Annotated in this window: 12 protein-coding genes; 11 read left to right on the forward strand and 1 reads right to left on the reverse strand. The window is 59.1% G+C overall.

Annotated features, from left to right (window positions below; translation table 11 throughout):
• Window positions 1–50 precede the first annotated feature (50 nt).
• Entirely contained in the window at window positions 51–338 is a 288-nt protein-coding gene (locus VN24_RS20075) for an alpha/beta-type small acid-soluble spore protein (RefSeq protein ID WP_045671875.1), read from the forward strand.
• 63 nt (window positions 339–401) lie between these two features.
• Window positions 402–659, forward strand: a complete 258-nt coding sequence (locus VN24_RS28600; protein ID WP_045671876.1) for a hypothetical protein — start codon at window positions 402–404, stop codon at window positions 657–659.
• A gap of 13 nt (window positions 660–672) precedes the next feature.
• Here VN24_RS28600 and VN24_RS20085 read toward each other — a convergent pair whose 3' ends face one another.
• A complete protein-coding gene (locus tag VN24_RS20085; RefSeq protein WP_045671877.1) occupies window positions 673–2,553 on the reverse strand; it encodes an Rqc2 family fibronectin-binding protein in 1,881 nt (626 codons plus the stop codon).
• Between the two features lie 447 nt (window positions 2,554–3,000).
• Between VN24_RS20085 and VN24_RS20090 the strand changes: the two genes are divergently transcribed.
• The 9 genes from VN24_RS20090 to def all read left to right on the forward strand — a co-directional run bounded on the left by VN24_RS20090 (window position 3,001) and on the right by def (window position 15,623).
• Complete coding sequence (locus VN24_RS20090) at window positions 3,001–5,799, forward strand: calcium-translocating P-type ATPase, SERCA-type (protein ID WP_045671878.1); 2,799 nt, start codon at window positions 3,001–3,003, stop codon at window positions 5,797–5,799.
• Window positions 5,800–5,943: 144 nt separating this feature from the next.
• Window positions 5,944–6,789 (forward strand): diaminopimelate epimerase, encoded by an 846-nt coding sequence (gene dapF, locus VN24_RS20095; protein ID WP_045671879.1) that lies wholly within the window; start codon window positions 5,944–5,946, stop codon window positions 6,787–6,789.
• Window positions 6,790–6,803: 14 nt separating this feature from the next.
• On the forward strand, window positions 6,804–8,798 hold the full coding sequence (locus tag VN24_RS20100) for a bifunctional homocysteine S-methyltransferase/methylenetetrahydrofolate reductase (RefSeq protein WP_045673498.1): 1,995 nt from the start codon (window positions 6,804–6,806) through the stop codon (window positions 8,796–8,798).
• Between the two features lie 330 nt (window positions 8,799–9,128).
• On the forward strand, window positions 9,129–9,389 hold the full coding sequence (remA, locus tag VN24_RS20105; protein ID WP_006036475.1) for an extracellular matrix/biofilm regulator RemA: 261 nt from the start codon (window positions 9,129–9,131) through the stop codon (window positions 9,387–9,389).
• Window positions 9,390–9,404: 15 nt separating this feature from the next.
• Window positions 9,405–10,022 (forward strand): guanylate kinase, encoded by a 618-nt coding sequence (gmk, locus tag VN24_RS20110; protein ID WP_045673499.1) that lies wholly within the window; start codon window positions 9,405–9,407, stop codon window positions 10,020–10,022.
• A gap of 16 nt (window positions 10,023–10,038) precedes the next feature.
• Entirely contained in the window at window positions 10,039–10,242 is a 204-nt protein-coding gene (gene rpoZ / locus VN24_RS20115; protein ID WP_045671880.1) for a DNA-directed RNA polymerase subunit omega, read from the forward strand.
• Window positions 10,243–11,008: 766 nt separating this feature from the next.
• On the forward strand, window positions 11,009–12,226 hold the full coding sequence (coaBC, locus tag VN24_RS20120; protein ID WP_045671881.1) for a bifunctional phosphopantothenoylcysteine decarboxylase/phosphopantothenate--cysteine ligase CoaBC: 1,218 nt from the start codon (window positions 11,009–11,011) through the stop codon (window positions 12,224–12,226).
• Window positions 12,223–15,090, forward strand: coding sequence for a primosomal protein N' (gene priA, locus VN24_RS20125; protein WP_045671882.1), 2,868 nt, complete (start codon window positions 12,223–12,225; stop codon window positions 15,088–15,090). Before coaBC ends, priA begins: the two co-directional genes overlap by 4 nt.
• A gap of 47 nt (window positions 15,091–15,137) precedes the next feature.
• Window positions 15,138–15,623 (forward strand): peptide deformylase, encoded by a 486-nt coding sequence (gene def / locus VN24_RS20130; protein WP_045671883.1) that lies wholly within the window; start codon window positions 15,138–15,140, stop codon window positions 15,621–15,623.
• Window positions 15,624–15,625 lie beyond the last annotated feature (2 nt).

Here is a 15,625-nt window from a genome sequence, read left to right on the forward strand (position 1 = left end):
GCACGATAACACCATCATACGTATAGTTAGCAAAGGATGGTGACTTATTCATGTCCAGAAGAAGACGGCGTCTTGCTGTGCCGGGAGCGGAGCAGGGGTTGCAAACGTTTAAGGCGGAAGTGATGAGGCAAGCGGGATACGCAGTCGATGCAAACCGTCCGGATGACGTCAAATACGAGGTGGCCCGTACGATCGGGGTGCCGCTGCGCCAAGGTGACAACGGCCATCTTACGACCGAGGAAGCGGGCTCGGTGGGGGGCCAAATCGGCGGCACGATGGTGCGGGAAATGATCCGGCTGGCCCAGGAGCGGCTTGCCCAATCGGGGAATAAGCTTTAATGGCAAGTTTATTTTGGATCCCCACCGACAGAACCAAGCCAAGTAAAGGAGCAGGATTGTAAAATGCTGCGGTTCGGGCAAAAGTTCGGGGAATGGATGCAGGTCAATCTTTCCGAGGAGAAAAATCACAGAAGGCGCGAATGGCTTGAAAAAGGGCCGGCGCATGGCACAGTCGAATTTCTTCGCGAGGTCTGGCATCAGCTGCCTGCGGTCCGCCCGGCTTCGCTGCCAGTGATGCAGGCCACCGAAAGCCAGTCCCATTCAACCAAAGAAGCTTCCGAATCCACTGTTGAAGTGGCCCGGAAGCTTCTTTTTTTCTAGCATTGATAAGTTGTCAGTTTTTGACCTGAACGGGAAGCTGCTTCAGGCGCTGTTCATCCGGTGTGATGAACAGCGTTTTTTGATGATCGTAAATGACAAACCCCGGTTTGGCTCCGCTCGGCTTGCGAACGTAACGAACCTGCGTATAGTCGACCGGCACGAGCGACGAACCGGAAGCCTGGCTGTAATGAGCGGCCAGCATCGCGGCTTCCTCGAGCGTGACGTTGCCGAAACCCGAATCGCGAATGACGACATGGGAGCCGGGAATGTCTTTTGTATGCAGCCACGTATCCGAAGGCCCGGCGAGGCGGTTCGTCAAATATTCGTTCTGGGTATTGTTTTTGCCTACCCATATGGCGACGCCTTCCGAGGACGTATAGCAGAGCAGCGTCGGGCGTGCGGGCTTTTTGCGCTTCGCGCCCCGCTTGGTGCGGTCGCGCAAATATCCTTCGCTTACAAGCTCGTCGCGGATTTCGCCAATATCCGATAACGATGCGCTGTCCACCTGCTGCAGCAGCGTCTCCAAGTAGACGATCTCATTGCGCGTCCGTTCCATCTGCTCGGCGACGACGGCTTGACTGTTTTTGTGTTTCGTATATTTGCGGAAATATCGCTGGGCGTTCTCAGACGGCGTCAGCAGCGGATCGAGTGCAATCGTGACCGGCGCCTGCTCCTCGTCGTAGTAATTGATCACTTCCACCGACGTTTGGCCCTTCTTGATACTGTGCAGGTAAGCGGTCAGCAGCTCGCCGAGCACCCGGTATTTTTCCGCGTCTTTAGCCTCTTCGAGCGTCTCTTGCAGCTTCTCCAGCTTTTTCTCGTTTTTGTTCTTTTCGTTGTTCAGAAAACGGATTAAATCGGTGGCCCGCTGCTTGACCGTATCGCGTTCCGCCTTGTCGCCATAGAAGGCTTCGAGACAACGGCTGATGCCGTCGAACCGCGACCTCTCGCCTTGAAGGTGGGTCAGTTCCGTAATGGAAAAAAACGATTTTCCGCTGTCCGTCTGTACAATTTCAGGCACGCACCGCTCCTGCCGCACCTCCTCCATCAGTCCGTCAAAAACGCGCCACAGCGCCATAGCGTCCGGCGAACCGGGGGTGGTCGATGAATCAGACGACGGATTCGGCGATTTGTCATCTTCCGGGACCGTTCCCGCTTGTGACCGACCGCCTTCATTCTGCGCTTCATTGCGCGCAAGGAGCTGTGTGCGGTGCGTTTCTTCGGCTGCTCCGGCCGCTTCCTTTGCGCGATAGAGCAGTTCCTTTGCGAGCAGCGGACTCATGCCGCTGAAGGCGGCGACAAGCCGCTTCTCCGGCGCAAGGGTGGAATCGCCGCCGCCCGCCAGCAATTCCGCAAAACGCGTGAATCCGGTCACCTCGAGCGGGTCGGTCTTATCCTGCTCCGGCGGCGCCGTATACCGGCTGCCGGGCATGACGATCCGGTAGCTGCTTATCGCCGGCGTGACGTGATGGATGCCGTCATAGATCGTACCTGAGCCGGAATCGAGCAAAATAATGTTGCTGTGGCGCCCCATCAGCTCCACAACGATCGTTTTCAAGGACAGATCGCCAAGCTCGTCGCGCTGCCGCACATCGATATGTACGATCCGCTCCCTGCCGATCTGGCGGACCGCTTCGATGACGCCGCCTTCGCAATGCTTGCGCAGCAGCATGCAGAACATCGGCGGCTCCAGCGGATTAAGGAACGTCATCTCCGTCCAGTGCAGACGCGGATAGGTCGGGTTGGCGGAAATGAGCAGCCTGCCGCCGCCCGCTCCTCTCATCTGAAGCACAAGGTCATGTTCGGTCGGTTGATGAATTTTATGAATGCGTGCGCCAACGCAAGCCTGAAACTCGCTGACGATGGCGCGCGTTACGATGCCGTCGAGTGCCATTAAAGTTCGATTCTCCTTCGTTTGTGGTTGGTTGATTAAAAGCGGCAGCCGGCCGCATGGAATTCTAAAAAGCTGCCAAGAATTTATTATCCGCTCCCCGCCGTTGTTCAGTGGATATTTAAATGAGATGAAACTAGAGCGGAGCGGCCGGCTTGCGACTGGAGAAGCGTAAGCGTTCGCCTTTGCAGCCGGATTCTAACCTTATAAATTATATACGAAAGAATCCGGCTGCAACAGCGATCGTAAGCGCGAGCCGGCCGCGCAGCGGCCTTTTTTCATCCGCAGATGCTCCAACGAACAACGATTCCCCCCTATCATGACACAGTTGAGACAAAAACTTAAGCCCGCCGCTGGGATAATTTGCAGTTTGTCCGAATACATTTGTCCTAGAGCCAAAAGGGCGAGCAAGCAAAGCGTTTCGCATGAAACAGGAGGGAGAAGGAGCGAATGGAGAATACGAACTGGCATCAGCTGACGAAGGAAACGCTGATCGAGCAGCTTGAATGCTCTTCGCAGAGCGGTCTGGCGCCGGAGGAAGCGAAAGCCAGACTGGTTAAGTACGGCCGCAACGAGCTGTCGGAAGGGGCCAAAATATCGGCGGTCAAGCTTTTTTTGAACCAATTCAAAGACTTTATGGTCGTCGTGCTCGTCGGTGCCACCCTTATTTCCGGGCTGCTCGGGGAATATTTGGACGCGATCACGATCATCGCCATTATTTGCATTAACTCTGTACTTGGCTTTGTGCAGGAATTCCGGGCGGAAAAATCATTGCGCGCGCTCAAGGAGCTGTCGGCGCCTTCGGCGAAGGTGTTGCGCGGGGGCAAGTCCGTAACGGTCCCGGCCGTCGAGTTGGTTCCCGGCGATCTGGTGCTGCTCGAATCGGGAGACCGCATCCCTGCGGATATCCGGTTTCTGGAGGCCAACAGCTGTTATGCCGAGGAATCGGCGCTGACGGGAGAATCCGTACCGGTCGGCAAACATGCGGCCGTCATTAACGAGCCGGAGCTGCCGCTCGGGGATCAGCGCAATATCGGCTTCATGGGGACGATGATGACCGGCGGAACCGGCCGGGGGATCGTCATCCGGACCGGGATGAAGACGGAAATGGGCAAAATCGCCGATCTGATCCAGCAGACCGAAGAGATGGAAACACCGCTGCAGCATCGTCTGGAACAGCTCGGTAAAATTTTGATCGTCGTGGCGCTCTGCCTGACGGTGCTTGTCGTGGGAGCCGGCATCTTGCACGGCCAGCCCGCTTACGGGATGTTCCTCGCCGGCGTAAGCCTGGCGGTAGCGGCCATTCCGGAAGGGCTCCCGGCGATCGTGACGGTTGCCCTCGCGCTCGGCGTCCAGCGGATGATTAAAAGGAAAGCGATTGTGCGCAAGCTGCCATCGGTGGAAACGCTCGGCTGCGCTTCGGTTATATGCTCCGACAAAACCGGAACGCTGACGCAAAATAAAATGACCGTCACCAGCATGTGGATCGGAGGACGAACACTGGACGTAACGGGTGAAGGGTACGATCCGGTCGGCAGTGTGAACGAGAACGGGCAGAGCGTCGAGGTGAAGCACGACGCTTCCCTGCGGCGCGCGCTGCAGGTGGCCGCGCTGTGCAACAACGCTTCTCTTGTGCGGGAAGAAGCAGGAGAGGAAGGGAAGAAGCGCAAAAGCAACAAAGAAGCGTCCGGTTCCGGCGAATGGACACTAAAGGGCGACCCGACCGAAGGCGCGCTGACGGTGTTGTCCGCCAAGCTGGGGGTGCCGGCGTCTTCGCTCGAAGGGCTGTACAAGCGCGAAAAAGAGTTTCCGTTCGATTCCGATCGTAAACGGATGTCCGTGCTCGTATCCCATCAGGGCGGCAAGCTCATCTGCACCAAAGGAGCGCCGGATGTGCTGATGGAGCTGTGCAGCTATGTGCTGTGGGACGGCAAAGTGGTGCCGTTTACCGGCACGCTGAGGCAAAAGGCCAAGCAGGCGGCGGAATCGATGGCTCAGTCGGCGCTGCGCGTGCTCGGCCTGGCCTACCGGGATCTGCGCCCGCAGGACCGGTACGACTCCGCTACCGATGTGGAGGCCCAGCTTGTTTTTGTCGGACTAACGGGCATGATCGATCCGCCGCGCCGCGAAGTGAAGGATGCGATCGCCGTCTGCCGCCGCGCCGGCATCAAGACCGTGATGATCACCGGCGACCATCAGCTGACGGCCGAAGCGATCGCCGGGCAGCTCGGTATTATTCCGCGCGGCGGTCTGTCGGTCAGCGGGCGCGACCTCAGTGCGATGAGCGACGACGAGCTCGACAAGACGGTCGAAAGCATTTATGTTTACGCCCGCGTGTCGCCGGAACATAAGCTGCGCATCGTGAAGGCGCTGCAGCGGCGGGGCCACGTCGTGGCGATGACCGGCGACGGCGTAAACGACGCGCCCGCGATCAAAGCGGCGGATATCGGGATTGCGATGGGTATTACCGGCACGGACGTGTCGAAAGAGGCGTCTTCGCTTGTGCTGGGCGACGACAATTTCGCTAGCATCGTGTCCGCGATCGAGGAAGGACGCGCCATTTACGAAAACATCCGCAAATTTATCCGTTACCTGCTTGCTTCCAACGTCGGCGAAATATTGACGATGTTTTTGGCGATGATGGCGGGGCTGCCGCTGCCGCTCGTGCCGATCCAGATTTTATGGGTCAACCTCGTCACCGACGGGCTGCCGGCGATGGCGCTCGGCGTGGATCAGGCGGAGAAGGATCTGATGCAGGTCAAGCCGCGCTCGGCCAAAGAAAATATTTTTGCCCGGCGGCTGGGCTGGAAAATTATTAGCCGCGGCATTTTGATCGGCGTCTGCACGCTCGGCGCCTTCTGGATTACGCTGAAGACGGCGCCGCAGGGGCAGCAGAGCCTTGTGCTGGCGCAGACGGTCGCCTTCGCAACACTGGTCATGGCACAGCTCATACACGTGTTCGACTGCCGCAGCTCGCGCTCCATTTTTCACCGCAACTTTTTCCAGAACCGCTACCTCGTGCTTGCCGTCTTGTCGTCGCTGCTGCTCATGCTGATGGTTATGTATGTGCCGCTGCTGCAGCCGATCTTCAAGACGGTTCCGCTCGGTTTGCGCGAATGGTGCTTAGTATTCGTTTCTGCCGGAATTCCGACCTTTTTGATGGGGATCGGCAGTGTGATGGGATCGTCGAAACGCCGCAAGCCGAAATCGAAACTGACTTACGGCGGCACGAAACCGGTCGCAAGATAATGGAAGCAGCCCCCGGCATGCAGGCAGCTGCCGCAAATTATGAATAGCGTTTCTCTCCCTTTTACGTTATGCTAGAATACATCGAATCTCATCTTTCATTGAAATTCTATTATTCCGATGGTTCTGGTAAGGGGAGTGCAGCGATTGGATTTTACAAAAATGCACGGTCTTGGCAACGATTTCGTTGTCATTGCCGGGGAAACGGCGCTGCCGGAAGGCGCGGATGCGCTGGCGGTGCGTCTATGCGACCGCAACTTCGGGATCGGCGCGGACGGTCTTGTCTTTATATTGCCTTCCGATAGCGCGGACTTCATGATGCGGATCATCAACTCCGACGGGTCCGAAGCGGAGCAGTGCGGCAATGCGATTCGCTGTGTCGCCAAATACGTGTACGATAATGGTTTAACCGATAAAGAAACGATTACGATTGAGACGCTGGGCGCAGGCGCACAGCAGGTGCAGCTGACGGTTGAAAACGGCAAGGCGGCGGCGGTACGGGTCGATATGGGCCGGCCGGTGCTGGCGGGACTTGAGGTTCCGACAACGGTAGACGCCGATCCGGTCATCGGGCATCCGATCGAGGTGGACGGCCGCGAATTCCGGTTTACCGCCGTATCGATGGGCAATCCGCACTGCGTTATTTTTGTGGACGATGCGGCGGGCTTCGATCTGCATACATGGGGACCGAAGCTCGAAGTCCATCCGCTGTTCCCGCGCAAGACGAATGTGGAATTCGTATCCGTGACGAACCGTTCCCATGCCGATATGCGCGTTTGGGAGCGCGGCGCGGGACCGACGCTCGCCTGCGGCACAGGCGCATGCGCGACGGTCGTCGCTTCCGTTCTGAACGGACTTACGGACCGTACCGCGACCGTATCGCTGAAGGGCGGGGATCTGCTGATCGAATGGTCGGAATCGGATAACCGCGTTTATATGACGGGGCCGGCTGCGGAAGTATTCCGCGGCTCGCTGCAAGGCGGGCTCCAATGATGGTGATGAATGAGATGAAACCGGATTTGCGGGAAGTGCTTAGAACGAGCATTTTGACGGGGGACGGCGCGATGGGAACCTATCTGTACCAGATGGGATTTCCGATCGGCGTTTCATATGAAGAAATCAACATGGTTCGTCCCGACGTCATTCAAAATGTGCACCGCCAGTATTATGAAGCGGGCGCCCGGATTATCGAGACGAATACTTTTTCCGCCAATGAAGAGAAGCTGTCCAAATACGGGCTGGAATCGGAAGCGGATGCGATCAATCGCGCCGGCGTGCGGATCGCCCGCGCCGCGGTCGGCGACGACGCGTACGTCGTCGGCGCCGTCGGCTCGATCCGGGCCGGCAAGCGTAAAAACTTGCGCACCGCAAGCGTGGAGCAGGCGCTTCAGCGCCAAATTTACGCGCTGCTTGATGAAGGCGCGGACGGCATTTTGCTGGAAACGTTCTACGACCTGGAGGAAATGCAGCTGGCGCTGCGCATTGTCCGCAGCTTAGGCAAGGCGCCGGCCATCTGCCAGTTCGCGGTGGACGAGCTGGGGCGCACGCAGGACGGCTACTCGCTAGCGGACGCGTTTTCCCGGCTGGAGCAGGAAGGCGCCGATGTGGTCGGCTTGAACTGCCGCAGCGGTCCGAGCGGCATATTGCGGGCAGTGGACACGATTGAAGGACCGCTGCCGCTGCCGCTGTCCATATTCCCGAACGCCGGCATTCCCGATTATGTGGACGGCAAATATATGTACACCGCGACGCCGGAATATTTTGCGGATATGGCGCGCAAGTTCGCCGACAGAGGCGCCCGCATTATCGGCGGATGCTGCGGAACGACGCCGGAGCATGTCGCGGCTATGGCGGCCGCGCTGCGCGATTATGTGCCGCAAAGCGGCGGCCCTGCCGCTTCCGCCGGGATTCGGGACGAAGTCGCCCGGAGGGGACCGGATACCGCAGCGGCGAGATCGGCCGCACAGGACGCAGCCGCTGGCGCAGCTCCCGCTGAGGCGCTGATTGTGCCGCAGCAGCCTGCGACAGATGAGCGCGGGGCGGAATCCGCGAACGCGGGCGTGACAACGGATCCGGAAGCCGGAGGGGATTCGCCGTCCCGGACTCCTTCCATCATATCGCTCGTCCGGCAGCGCCATACGGTCATCGTGGAGCTTGATCCGCCGCGTGATCTGGACATCCGCAAGTTTATGGAAGGCGCGGCGGCGCTTAAGGAAGCGGGCGTCGACGCGGTTACGATGGCCGACAATTCGCTGGCCGTGACCCGAATGAGCAATCTGGCGCTGGCTGCGCTTGTCCAAGAGCGTATCGGATTGCGTCCGCTCGTGCATATCGCCTGCCGCGACCGCAACTTGATCGGCACCCAGTCGCATATGATGGGGCTGGACGCGCTTGGCATCGACCATGTGCTTGCGGTAACCGGCGATCCGGCCCGTTTCGGCGATCTGCCGGACTCGAGTTCGGTGTACGATCTGACCTCGTTCGAGATGATTCGGATGATCAAGCAGCTCAACGAAGGGATCGCCTTCTCCGGCAAGCCGCTTAAGCAGAAAGCCGATTTTGTCGTCGGTGCCGCGTTTAATCCCAATGTGAAGCATTTGGACAAGGCAGTTAAACGGCTGGAGCGCAAAATCGATTCCGGCGCGGATTATATTATGACGCAGCCCGTTTACGATCCGGAGCTGATCGTGCAGGTGGCGGAGGCGACCGCACATCTGAACGTGCCGATTTTTATCGGCGTCATGCCGCTGGCAAGCGGCCGCAACGCCGAATATTTGCACAATGAAGTGCCGGGCATCCAGCTGTCGGACGAAGTGCGCAGGCGGATGGCGGGACTCGAAGGCGCGGAGGGCCGCTCCGAAGGGGTGCGGATCGCCAAGGAGCTGTTGGATGCGGCGCTGCCGCACTTCAATGGCATCTATATTATGACGCCGTTTATGTTTTATGATATGGCAGCCCAGCTGACCGCATACGTGTGGCAGCATACGGAACGAATCGTTTAAGCGCAGGCGCCGGCCTTTTAGGCGGGTTAATCCGGAATCAGCCGGAGAAAACCCGCCTGGAGACCGGCGTTATTGCTGCGGCAAAATACCGATTTTTCACGGACTTGCGCTTTCCGACTTGTTCCCCGGGCAAAAATCAATTAGAATAAGAACACGAATGGTATAAGAGAGACTGCGCCGACACGTATGCTCCCGGATTTTTCCGTCAAGAATAGTGCAATGGTTCTGCCTATCAACTTATCGGAGCAGCTGAGAACTTTATCGTACTATACGGATCTATATTTGTTCGTTGAGGCAATTGCACGAGCATGACCGGAGGGAGAACCTGCTATGGCAATCAAGCTTATTAATATCGGATTTGGAAATATCGTATCCGCCAATCGTATCATTTCGATCGTTAGTCCCGAGTCGGCGCCGATCAAACGGATTATCCAGGAAGCGCGCGACCGCCATATGCTGATCGACGCGACCTACGGAAGACGCACGCGCGCAGTCATTATTACCGACAGCGACCATGTCATCTTGTCTGCGGTTCAGCCGGAGACGGTGGCGCATCGTTTATCCGCCAAGGATGACGATCACGACGAATAAATGACGGGGAGAATTATGAACAAAGGATTACTGATTGTATTGTCCGGTCCTTCGGGCGTAGGCAAAGGGACGGTATGTTCCGTTCTCCGGAGCAAAATGCCGAATTTGACCTATTCCGTATCGGCAACGACCCGTCCGCCGAGACAGGGAGAGGTTGACGGCGTCAACTATTTCTTTAAGACGCGGGAGCAGTTTCAAGAAATGATCGCCCGGGACGCTCTGCTTGAACATGCCGAGTATGTCGATAACTATTACGGCACGCCGCGCGATTTCGTTGATCGCACGCTTGCGAGCGGCAAAGACATTATTCTTGAAATTGAAGTGCAGGGCGCTCTGAAAGTAAAAGAGAAGTTCCCGCAAGGCGTCTTCATCTTTTTGATGCCGCCTTCTTTGGATGAGCTGAAACAGCGAATCACGGGACGCGGTACGGAGGAGCAGCATGTGATCGACCACCGGATGTCGGTCGCTGCCGAAGAAATCAGCCTCATCCGGTATTATGACTATGCGGTCGTCAATGACGAGATTGACGCGGCATGTAAACGCATCGAGAGCATTATTATAGCGGAGCACTGCCGCAAAGACCGGTTTATGTCCGAACTGGCCGACATGCTGCCCGCTTCCGAGAAAGTATGAGCGAGGTGAACTTCTGATGTTATATCCTTCCATTGATGAAATGATGAAAAAAGTCGACAGCAAATATTCGCTCGTCGTTGCCGCTTCCCGCCGTGCCCGCATGCTGCGCGACGGTGAGAAGAGCGAGCTGCGCTCCTACCGGTCGCACAAGCATGTCGGCGTGGCGCTTGAAGAAATTTACCACGACCTCGTGCAGGTGGAACAGCGCAATATCGACTAGACCGCCGGCTTCTTGCCCGCATGCGGAGCCGCATGGTCCGCAGCCTCTCTGATGGGGCGAGCCTGACCTTGCGGGCTCCTTTTATTTTTTTATTTATAATGCAGTTCCAGTGACAACCCGCAGCGGTTGTTATTTTTTTACCGCAGCAGAAAGTTTAAGTTCACAAAAGCATTAAAGCGAAGCGTGCTTCTCTCCGATTGGCGGTAAAAACTTCCGCTGCACGAGGTCGCACATCATTGAATGGCTCCGATAGGAGTTTTTCTCAACTCATAGAATTTACAAATTTTCTGGGTGGGAGCGGGGTCATCCGCCCACGAGTGGCAGCTCGTACACACTGCCGGAGCTCGCAGCAAACCGAGCCCATACGCCCCGGCTTTCTGCTGCCGCCGGAACGAATGGCAATCATGTTGCACGTTACGCGAAGTCATTTATCAAAAAACATGCATTTGTACATCTTTTTTCTTTTCTATTTATCCACCTTGAAAAATTCCTGCAAACATACATTTTTTGTCGGAGCAATCTCATGTTCGGGCAAGAAAAGCTTATAATGCCTGCAGAATCGCAGGTTTTCTTACTCGATCAGCGATTTTGGTCGATAAAACCTGCACATCTGCAGGATTAGAGTGGCACTTCCTTGCGTGCATACGAAACCGCGGCAAGGGCTTCGAATAAAAGCTTTTCTTACCGCAGCAGAAAGTTAAACTACGCTAAAGGTCCGGGTGCAGATGCCTCACGGAATAAGAAGCGCGAAAGAGGTGAAGGTGAAGTGTTGCAGGGCAAAACGATACTGCTGGGCGTAACCGGGGGAATCGCCGCGTTTAAGGCCGCATCTTTGTGCAGCAAGCTGGTGCAGCGGGGAGCATCGGTTCATGTCATCATGACGGAGTCGGCTGCCCGCTTTATTACGCCGCTCACGCTGCAGACGCTCTCGCGCAATCCCGTTCATACCGATACATTTGACGAACGGGAACCGTCGGTCGTCACTCATATTGATCTCGCCGATCGGGCGGATCTTATCATTATCGCGCCGGCAACGGCGAACATCATTGCCAAGATGGCCCACGGCCTCGCCGATGATATGCTCAGCACGACGCTGCTGGCTTCAACGGCGCAGGTTATTGTCGCACCGGCAATGAATGTGCATATGTACGAGCATCCGGCCGTGGAGCACAACATGGATTTGCTAGGCGAGCGCGGCGTCCGGTTTATCGATCCCGGCACGGGGCAGCTGGCCTGCGGGTATGTGGCGAAAGGAAGGCTGGCCGAACCGGAGGAAATTGTGGAGGCGGCGGAGAACTGGTTCGCTTCGCAGCGGAGGCTGGCGGGCAAGCGGGTGCTCATTACGGCCGGAGGCACGATCGAGCGGCTGGACCCGGTCCGGTTTCTGACCAACGATTCGTCGGGCAAAATGGGGTTTGCGCTGGCCGAAGCGGCGCGGGATATGGGGGCCGAAGTGACCGTCGTTGCCGGACGGGTAACGGCGAAGCCTCCGGCCGGCATCGAGCTGGTGCATGCCGAGTCGGCGGAGTCGATGCTGAAGGCGGTTGAGCAGCGGTACGGGGCGAGCGATATCGTCATCAAATCGGCGGCCGTGGCCGATTACCGGCCGGTCGCGAGGCATGAGCGGAAGATGAAAAAGAGCGGGGAGCGGCTCACGCTGGAACTGGAGCGGACGACGGATATTTTGCAGCGGCTCGGCGAGCGGAAGGAGCATCAGTTTCTCGTCGGCTTCGCGGCCGAAACGGACGATCTCGATACGTATGCGCTGGACAAGCTGCGCCGCAAAAACTGCGATCTGCTCGTGGCCAACGATATCGGCATGACCGGCGCCGGTTTTTACGGCGATACGAATGCGGTACGCATATTCGACCGCGCGGGACTGGTCAAAGAGCTGCCGCTGATGACGAAACGGCAGATGGGAGAAGCGATTGTCGCCCTTATTGCGGATCGGATGGAAGCCGGCTATGGAGCTGGCCGTTCATGATCGCATCCGTCATTGTGGACGTGCCGAGCCGGCAAACGGACCGTCCGTTCGATTATAAGGTGCCGGCGGAGATGCGCGCGTGGATTGAGACGGGCAGCCGGGTCGGCGTGCCGTTCGGCGGCCGGGTCGTCCAAGGCTTTGTTGTCGCCGTCTCGGAGCAAACGGAGATGGACCCGAAGCGGCTGAAGGCGATTGCGGAACTGCTCGATCCGACACCCCCGCTGCGCGCGGACTTGATCGAGCTGGCCGAATGGATCAGCCGCAAATATGTGTGCACGTGGACCGCCGCGCTGCAGGCGATGATTCCCGGAGCGCTGAAAGGCAAAGCGGAGCGCAGCGTGAGGTTCGGCGCAGCGGCGCTGAAGGCCCTATCGCCGGAGAGCGCGCCGCAGATGCGGCCGACTTCCGGCAGTTTGGCTGCGGCCGCTCACGGAACGGACGATGCATCCGGATCGGATGTCCGGTACGGGCATGAAGCCGCCGCAGCGGAAGCGGGAGCCGGGGCCGAATCGCGAAATCGGGGAACGGCCGATACATACGGCGCGGGCGTCCGGCATGAGCATGAAGCTGCCGCAGCGAAAGCGGTGGCCGGAGCCGAAACGGCGGCCGGGACGATCGCGCGGGCGAGTGACGCAGCGGAACCGGAAGGGACCGATGCGGCGGAGCCGGGATTGGCTGCGGGAAGCGCATCCGGTGCCGGCGCGTCCGGGGCATCCGAAGCCGGGGTCAGCGCGGACATGCGGGGCGCCTTCGCCGCGCTGCCGTCAGAGCTGGTGCGCGAGCTGCTCAGGCACGGTTCCATCCGGCTGGCGGCGCTCCAGGAGCGCTACCCGCACGCGGGTGATGCAGTGAAGAGCGCGCTGCGCCAAGGGCTCCTGGAGGAGCAGACCGCGATCCGCGACCGGCTGTCGGTGCGCAAAGTGTTGGCGGTGTATCCGCCGCCGGACCGTCCGGCGGCGGAAGAGGCGCTGGCCGCGCTGCCGAAGCGGGCGGGCAAGCAGCGCGAGGTGCTCGCCTTTGCCCTTGATCTTGAAGAGCCGCTGCCGCTGCAGGCGCTGCTGGCGGAAACGGGCGCCTCCGCAGGCAGCGTGCGGGCGCTGGCGGACAAAGGAATGCTGGACGTGAGGGAGATCAAGCAGGAGCGCGATCCGTATGCCGGACGGGAATTTGTCCGCACCGAGCCGCTGCCGCTTACGCCGGGGCAGCAGGAAGTATTCGAGCGCGTTGCGGCCGCCGTCGACGCGGAATCGCCGCAGACGTTTTTGCTGCATGGCGTCACCGGAAGCGGCAAGACCGAAGTGTATATGCAGTCGATCCAGCATTGTCTGGAGCAGGGCAAGCAGGCGATCGTGCTGGTGCCGGAAATTTCGCTTACGCCGCAGATGGTGGAGCGGTTCAAAGGGCGGTTCGGCGATATGGTGGCCGTGCTGCACAGCCGCCTCTCGAACGGGGAGCGCTACGACGAGTGGCGCAAAATCCGCGAGCGCCGCGTGGAAGTGGCCATCGGCGCACGTTCGGCGGTATTCGCGCCGTTCGAACGGATCGGCCTGATCGTGATCGACGAAGAGCACGAATCGTCCTATAAGCAGGAGGAAACACCGAAATACCATGCGCGCGACGTGGCCGTGCGGCGGGCGAAGCAGCACGGCGCCGTCGTTGTGCTCGGCTCGGCGACGCCTTCGCTCGAGACGTACGCGGCGGCCGTCCGCTCGGCAGGTCCGGACGGCCGCCCGGCTTCGCTGCTGCCGCTGCCGGAGCGCGTCGGCGCGCGGCCGATGCCGCCGGTCGCTGTCGTGGACATGCGGCAGGAGCTTAAAGGCGGCAACCGCTCGATGTTCAGCCGCGCGCTGCACGAAGGGCTCGCGGCTCGTCTTGAGCGCGGCGAGCAGTCGGTGCTGCTGCTCAACCGAAGGGGCTATTCGACCTTCGTCATGTGCCGTTCCTGCGGCTATACGGCAACGTGCCCGCACTGCGACATTACGCTGACGTACCACCAGCGGACGCGGGCGCTTCGCTGCCACTACTGCGGTCACGCGGAGATGGCCCCGCGCCTGTGCCCCTCCTGCGGCAGCGAGCATATCCGTTATTTCGGCGCGGGCACGCAGCGGGTGGAGGAAGAGCTGGCGAAGCTTTTTCCCGGCATCCGTGTCATCCGCATGGACGTGGACACGACGACGGAGAAGGGCTCGCACGAGAAATGGCTGAAGCTGTTCGGGGAGCGCAAAGCCGACGTGCTGCTCGGAACGCAGATGGTAGCCAAAGGGCTCGATTTCCCGTATGTGACGCTGGTCGGCGTCATCGCGGCGGATACGTCGCTCGGTCTGCCGGATTTCCGCGCGGGCGAGCGCACGTTCCAGCTGCTGACGCAGGTGGCCGGCCGCGCCGGCAGGCACCACCTGCCGGGCGAGGTCGTCGTTCAGACGTATACGCCGGAGCATTATGCGATTCAGACGGCGCAGCAGCACGACTATGAGACGTTCGTGCAGGATGAATTGAAGCATCGGCGGATGATGGGCTACCCGCCGTTTTGCCGGCTCATTCTCGTCACGATGTCGCACGAGCAGCTGCCGCTCCTTTCTTCCGTCAGCGAGCGGTTTGCGGCTAGGCTGCGCGAGCTCGCCGCCCTCAGCGGTGTGCTTGGCTCCGTTCAGGGTCCGGGCCAGCGCGCGATGGAGCTGCTCGGTCCCGTCGCTTCGCCGATCTCGCGGATGAAGGATCGCTACCGTTTTCAATGTATGATAAAATATCGGGGAAATATCGATGCGTCGGGCCTGATCCGCGAGGCGCTCGCTTCGTTTACGGAAGGCGCCCCCAAAGGGCAGGTACAGTTCAGCGTGGACGTCGACCCGCATATGATTTTGTAAATGCAACCGCCTTATTAATTTTGAGTGACGTTAGGAAGGGGAAACCAATGGCTATCCGACTCATTGTAAAAGATCCCGACCCCGTGCTGCGCGAGGTCGCCAAAGAAGTAACGAAATTCAACTCCAATCTGCATAAGCTGCTTAAAGATATGGCCGAGACGATGTATGACGCCGAAGGCGTCGGTCTGGCCGCTCCCCAGGTGGGCATTTTGAAGCGGGTCATCGTCGTGGATGTGGGCGACGAGCACGGTCTGATCGAGATGGTCAATCCCGAAATCGTCGAAAGCGAAGGCGAGCAGATCGGTCCCGAAGGATGCCTGAGCATTCCGAACTTGAACGGCGACGTGCGCCGGGCGCAGCGGATTGTCGTCAAAGGACAGGACCGCAACGGAGAGACGTTTACGGTGGAGGCGACGGACTTTCTGGCGCGCGCGTTCCAGCATGAGGTGGATCATCTCAATGGCGTCTTGTTCACCGACATCGCGATCCAGCTGTTTGACGGAGCGGCCCGCGACCGCCGCGGCGGGGAGTGAGG

Source organism: Paenibacillus beijingensis, assembly GCF_000961095.1.
Lineage (GTDB): Bacteria > Bacillota > Bacilli > Paenibacillales > Paenibacillaceae > Paenibacillus_O > Paenibacillus_O beijingensis.

What these genes read in the sequence shown, in the direction of transcription:
- VN24_RS20075 (WP_045671875.1), top strand. Translation starts at nt 51, where the DNA reads ATGTCCAGAAGAAGACGGCGTCTTGCTGTGCCGGGAGCGGAGCAGGGG.
- VN24_RS28600 (WP_045671876.1), top strand. Translation starts at nt 402, where the DNA reads ATGCTGCGGTTCGGGCAAAAGTTCGGGGAATGGATGCAGGTCAATCTT.
- VN24_RS20085 (WP_045671877.1), bottom strand. Translation starts at nt 2,553, where the DNA reads ATGGCACTCGACGGCATCGTAACGCGCGCCATCGTCAGCGAGTTTCAG.
- VN24_RS20090 (WP_045671878.1), top strand. Translation starts at nt 3,001, where the DNA reads ATGGAGAATACGAACTGGCATCAGCTGACGAAGGAAACGCTGATCGAG.
- VN24_RS20100 (WP_045673498.1), top strand. Translation starts at nt 6,804, where the DNA reads ATGAAACCGGATTTGCGGGAAGTGCTTAGAACGAGCATTTTGACGGGG.
- remA (WP_006036475.1), top strand. Translation starts at nt 9,129, where the DNA reads ATGGCAATCAAGCTTATTAATATCGGATTTGGAAATATCGTATCCGCC.
- gmk (WP_045673499.1), top strand. Translation starts at nt 9,405, where the DNA reads ATGAACAAAGGATTACTGATTGTATTGTCCGGTCCTTCGGGCGTAGGC.
- rpoZ (WP_045671880.1), top strand. Translation starts at nt 10,039, where the DNA reads ATGTTATATCCTTCCATTGATGAAATGATGAAAAAAGTCGACAGCAAA.
- priA (WP_045671882.1), top strand. Translation starts at nt 12,223, where the DNA reads ATGATCGCATCCGTCATTGTGGACGTGCCGAGCCGGCAAACGGACCGT.
- def (WP_045671883.1), top strand. Translation starts at nt 15,138, where the DNA reads ATGGCTATCCGACTCATTGTAAAAGATCCCGACCCCGTGCTGCGCGAG.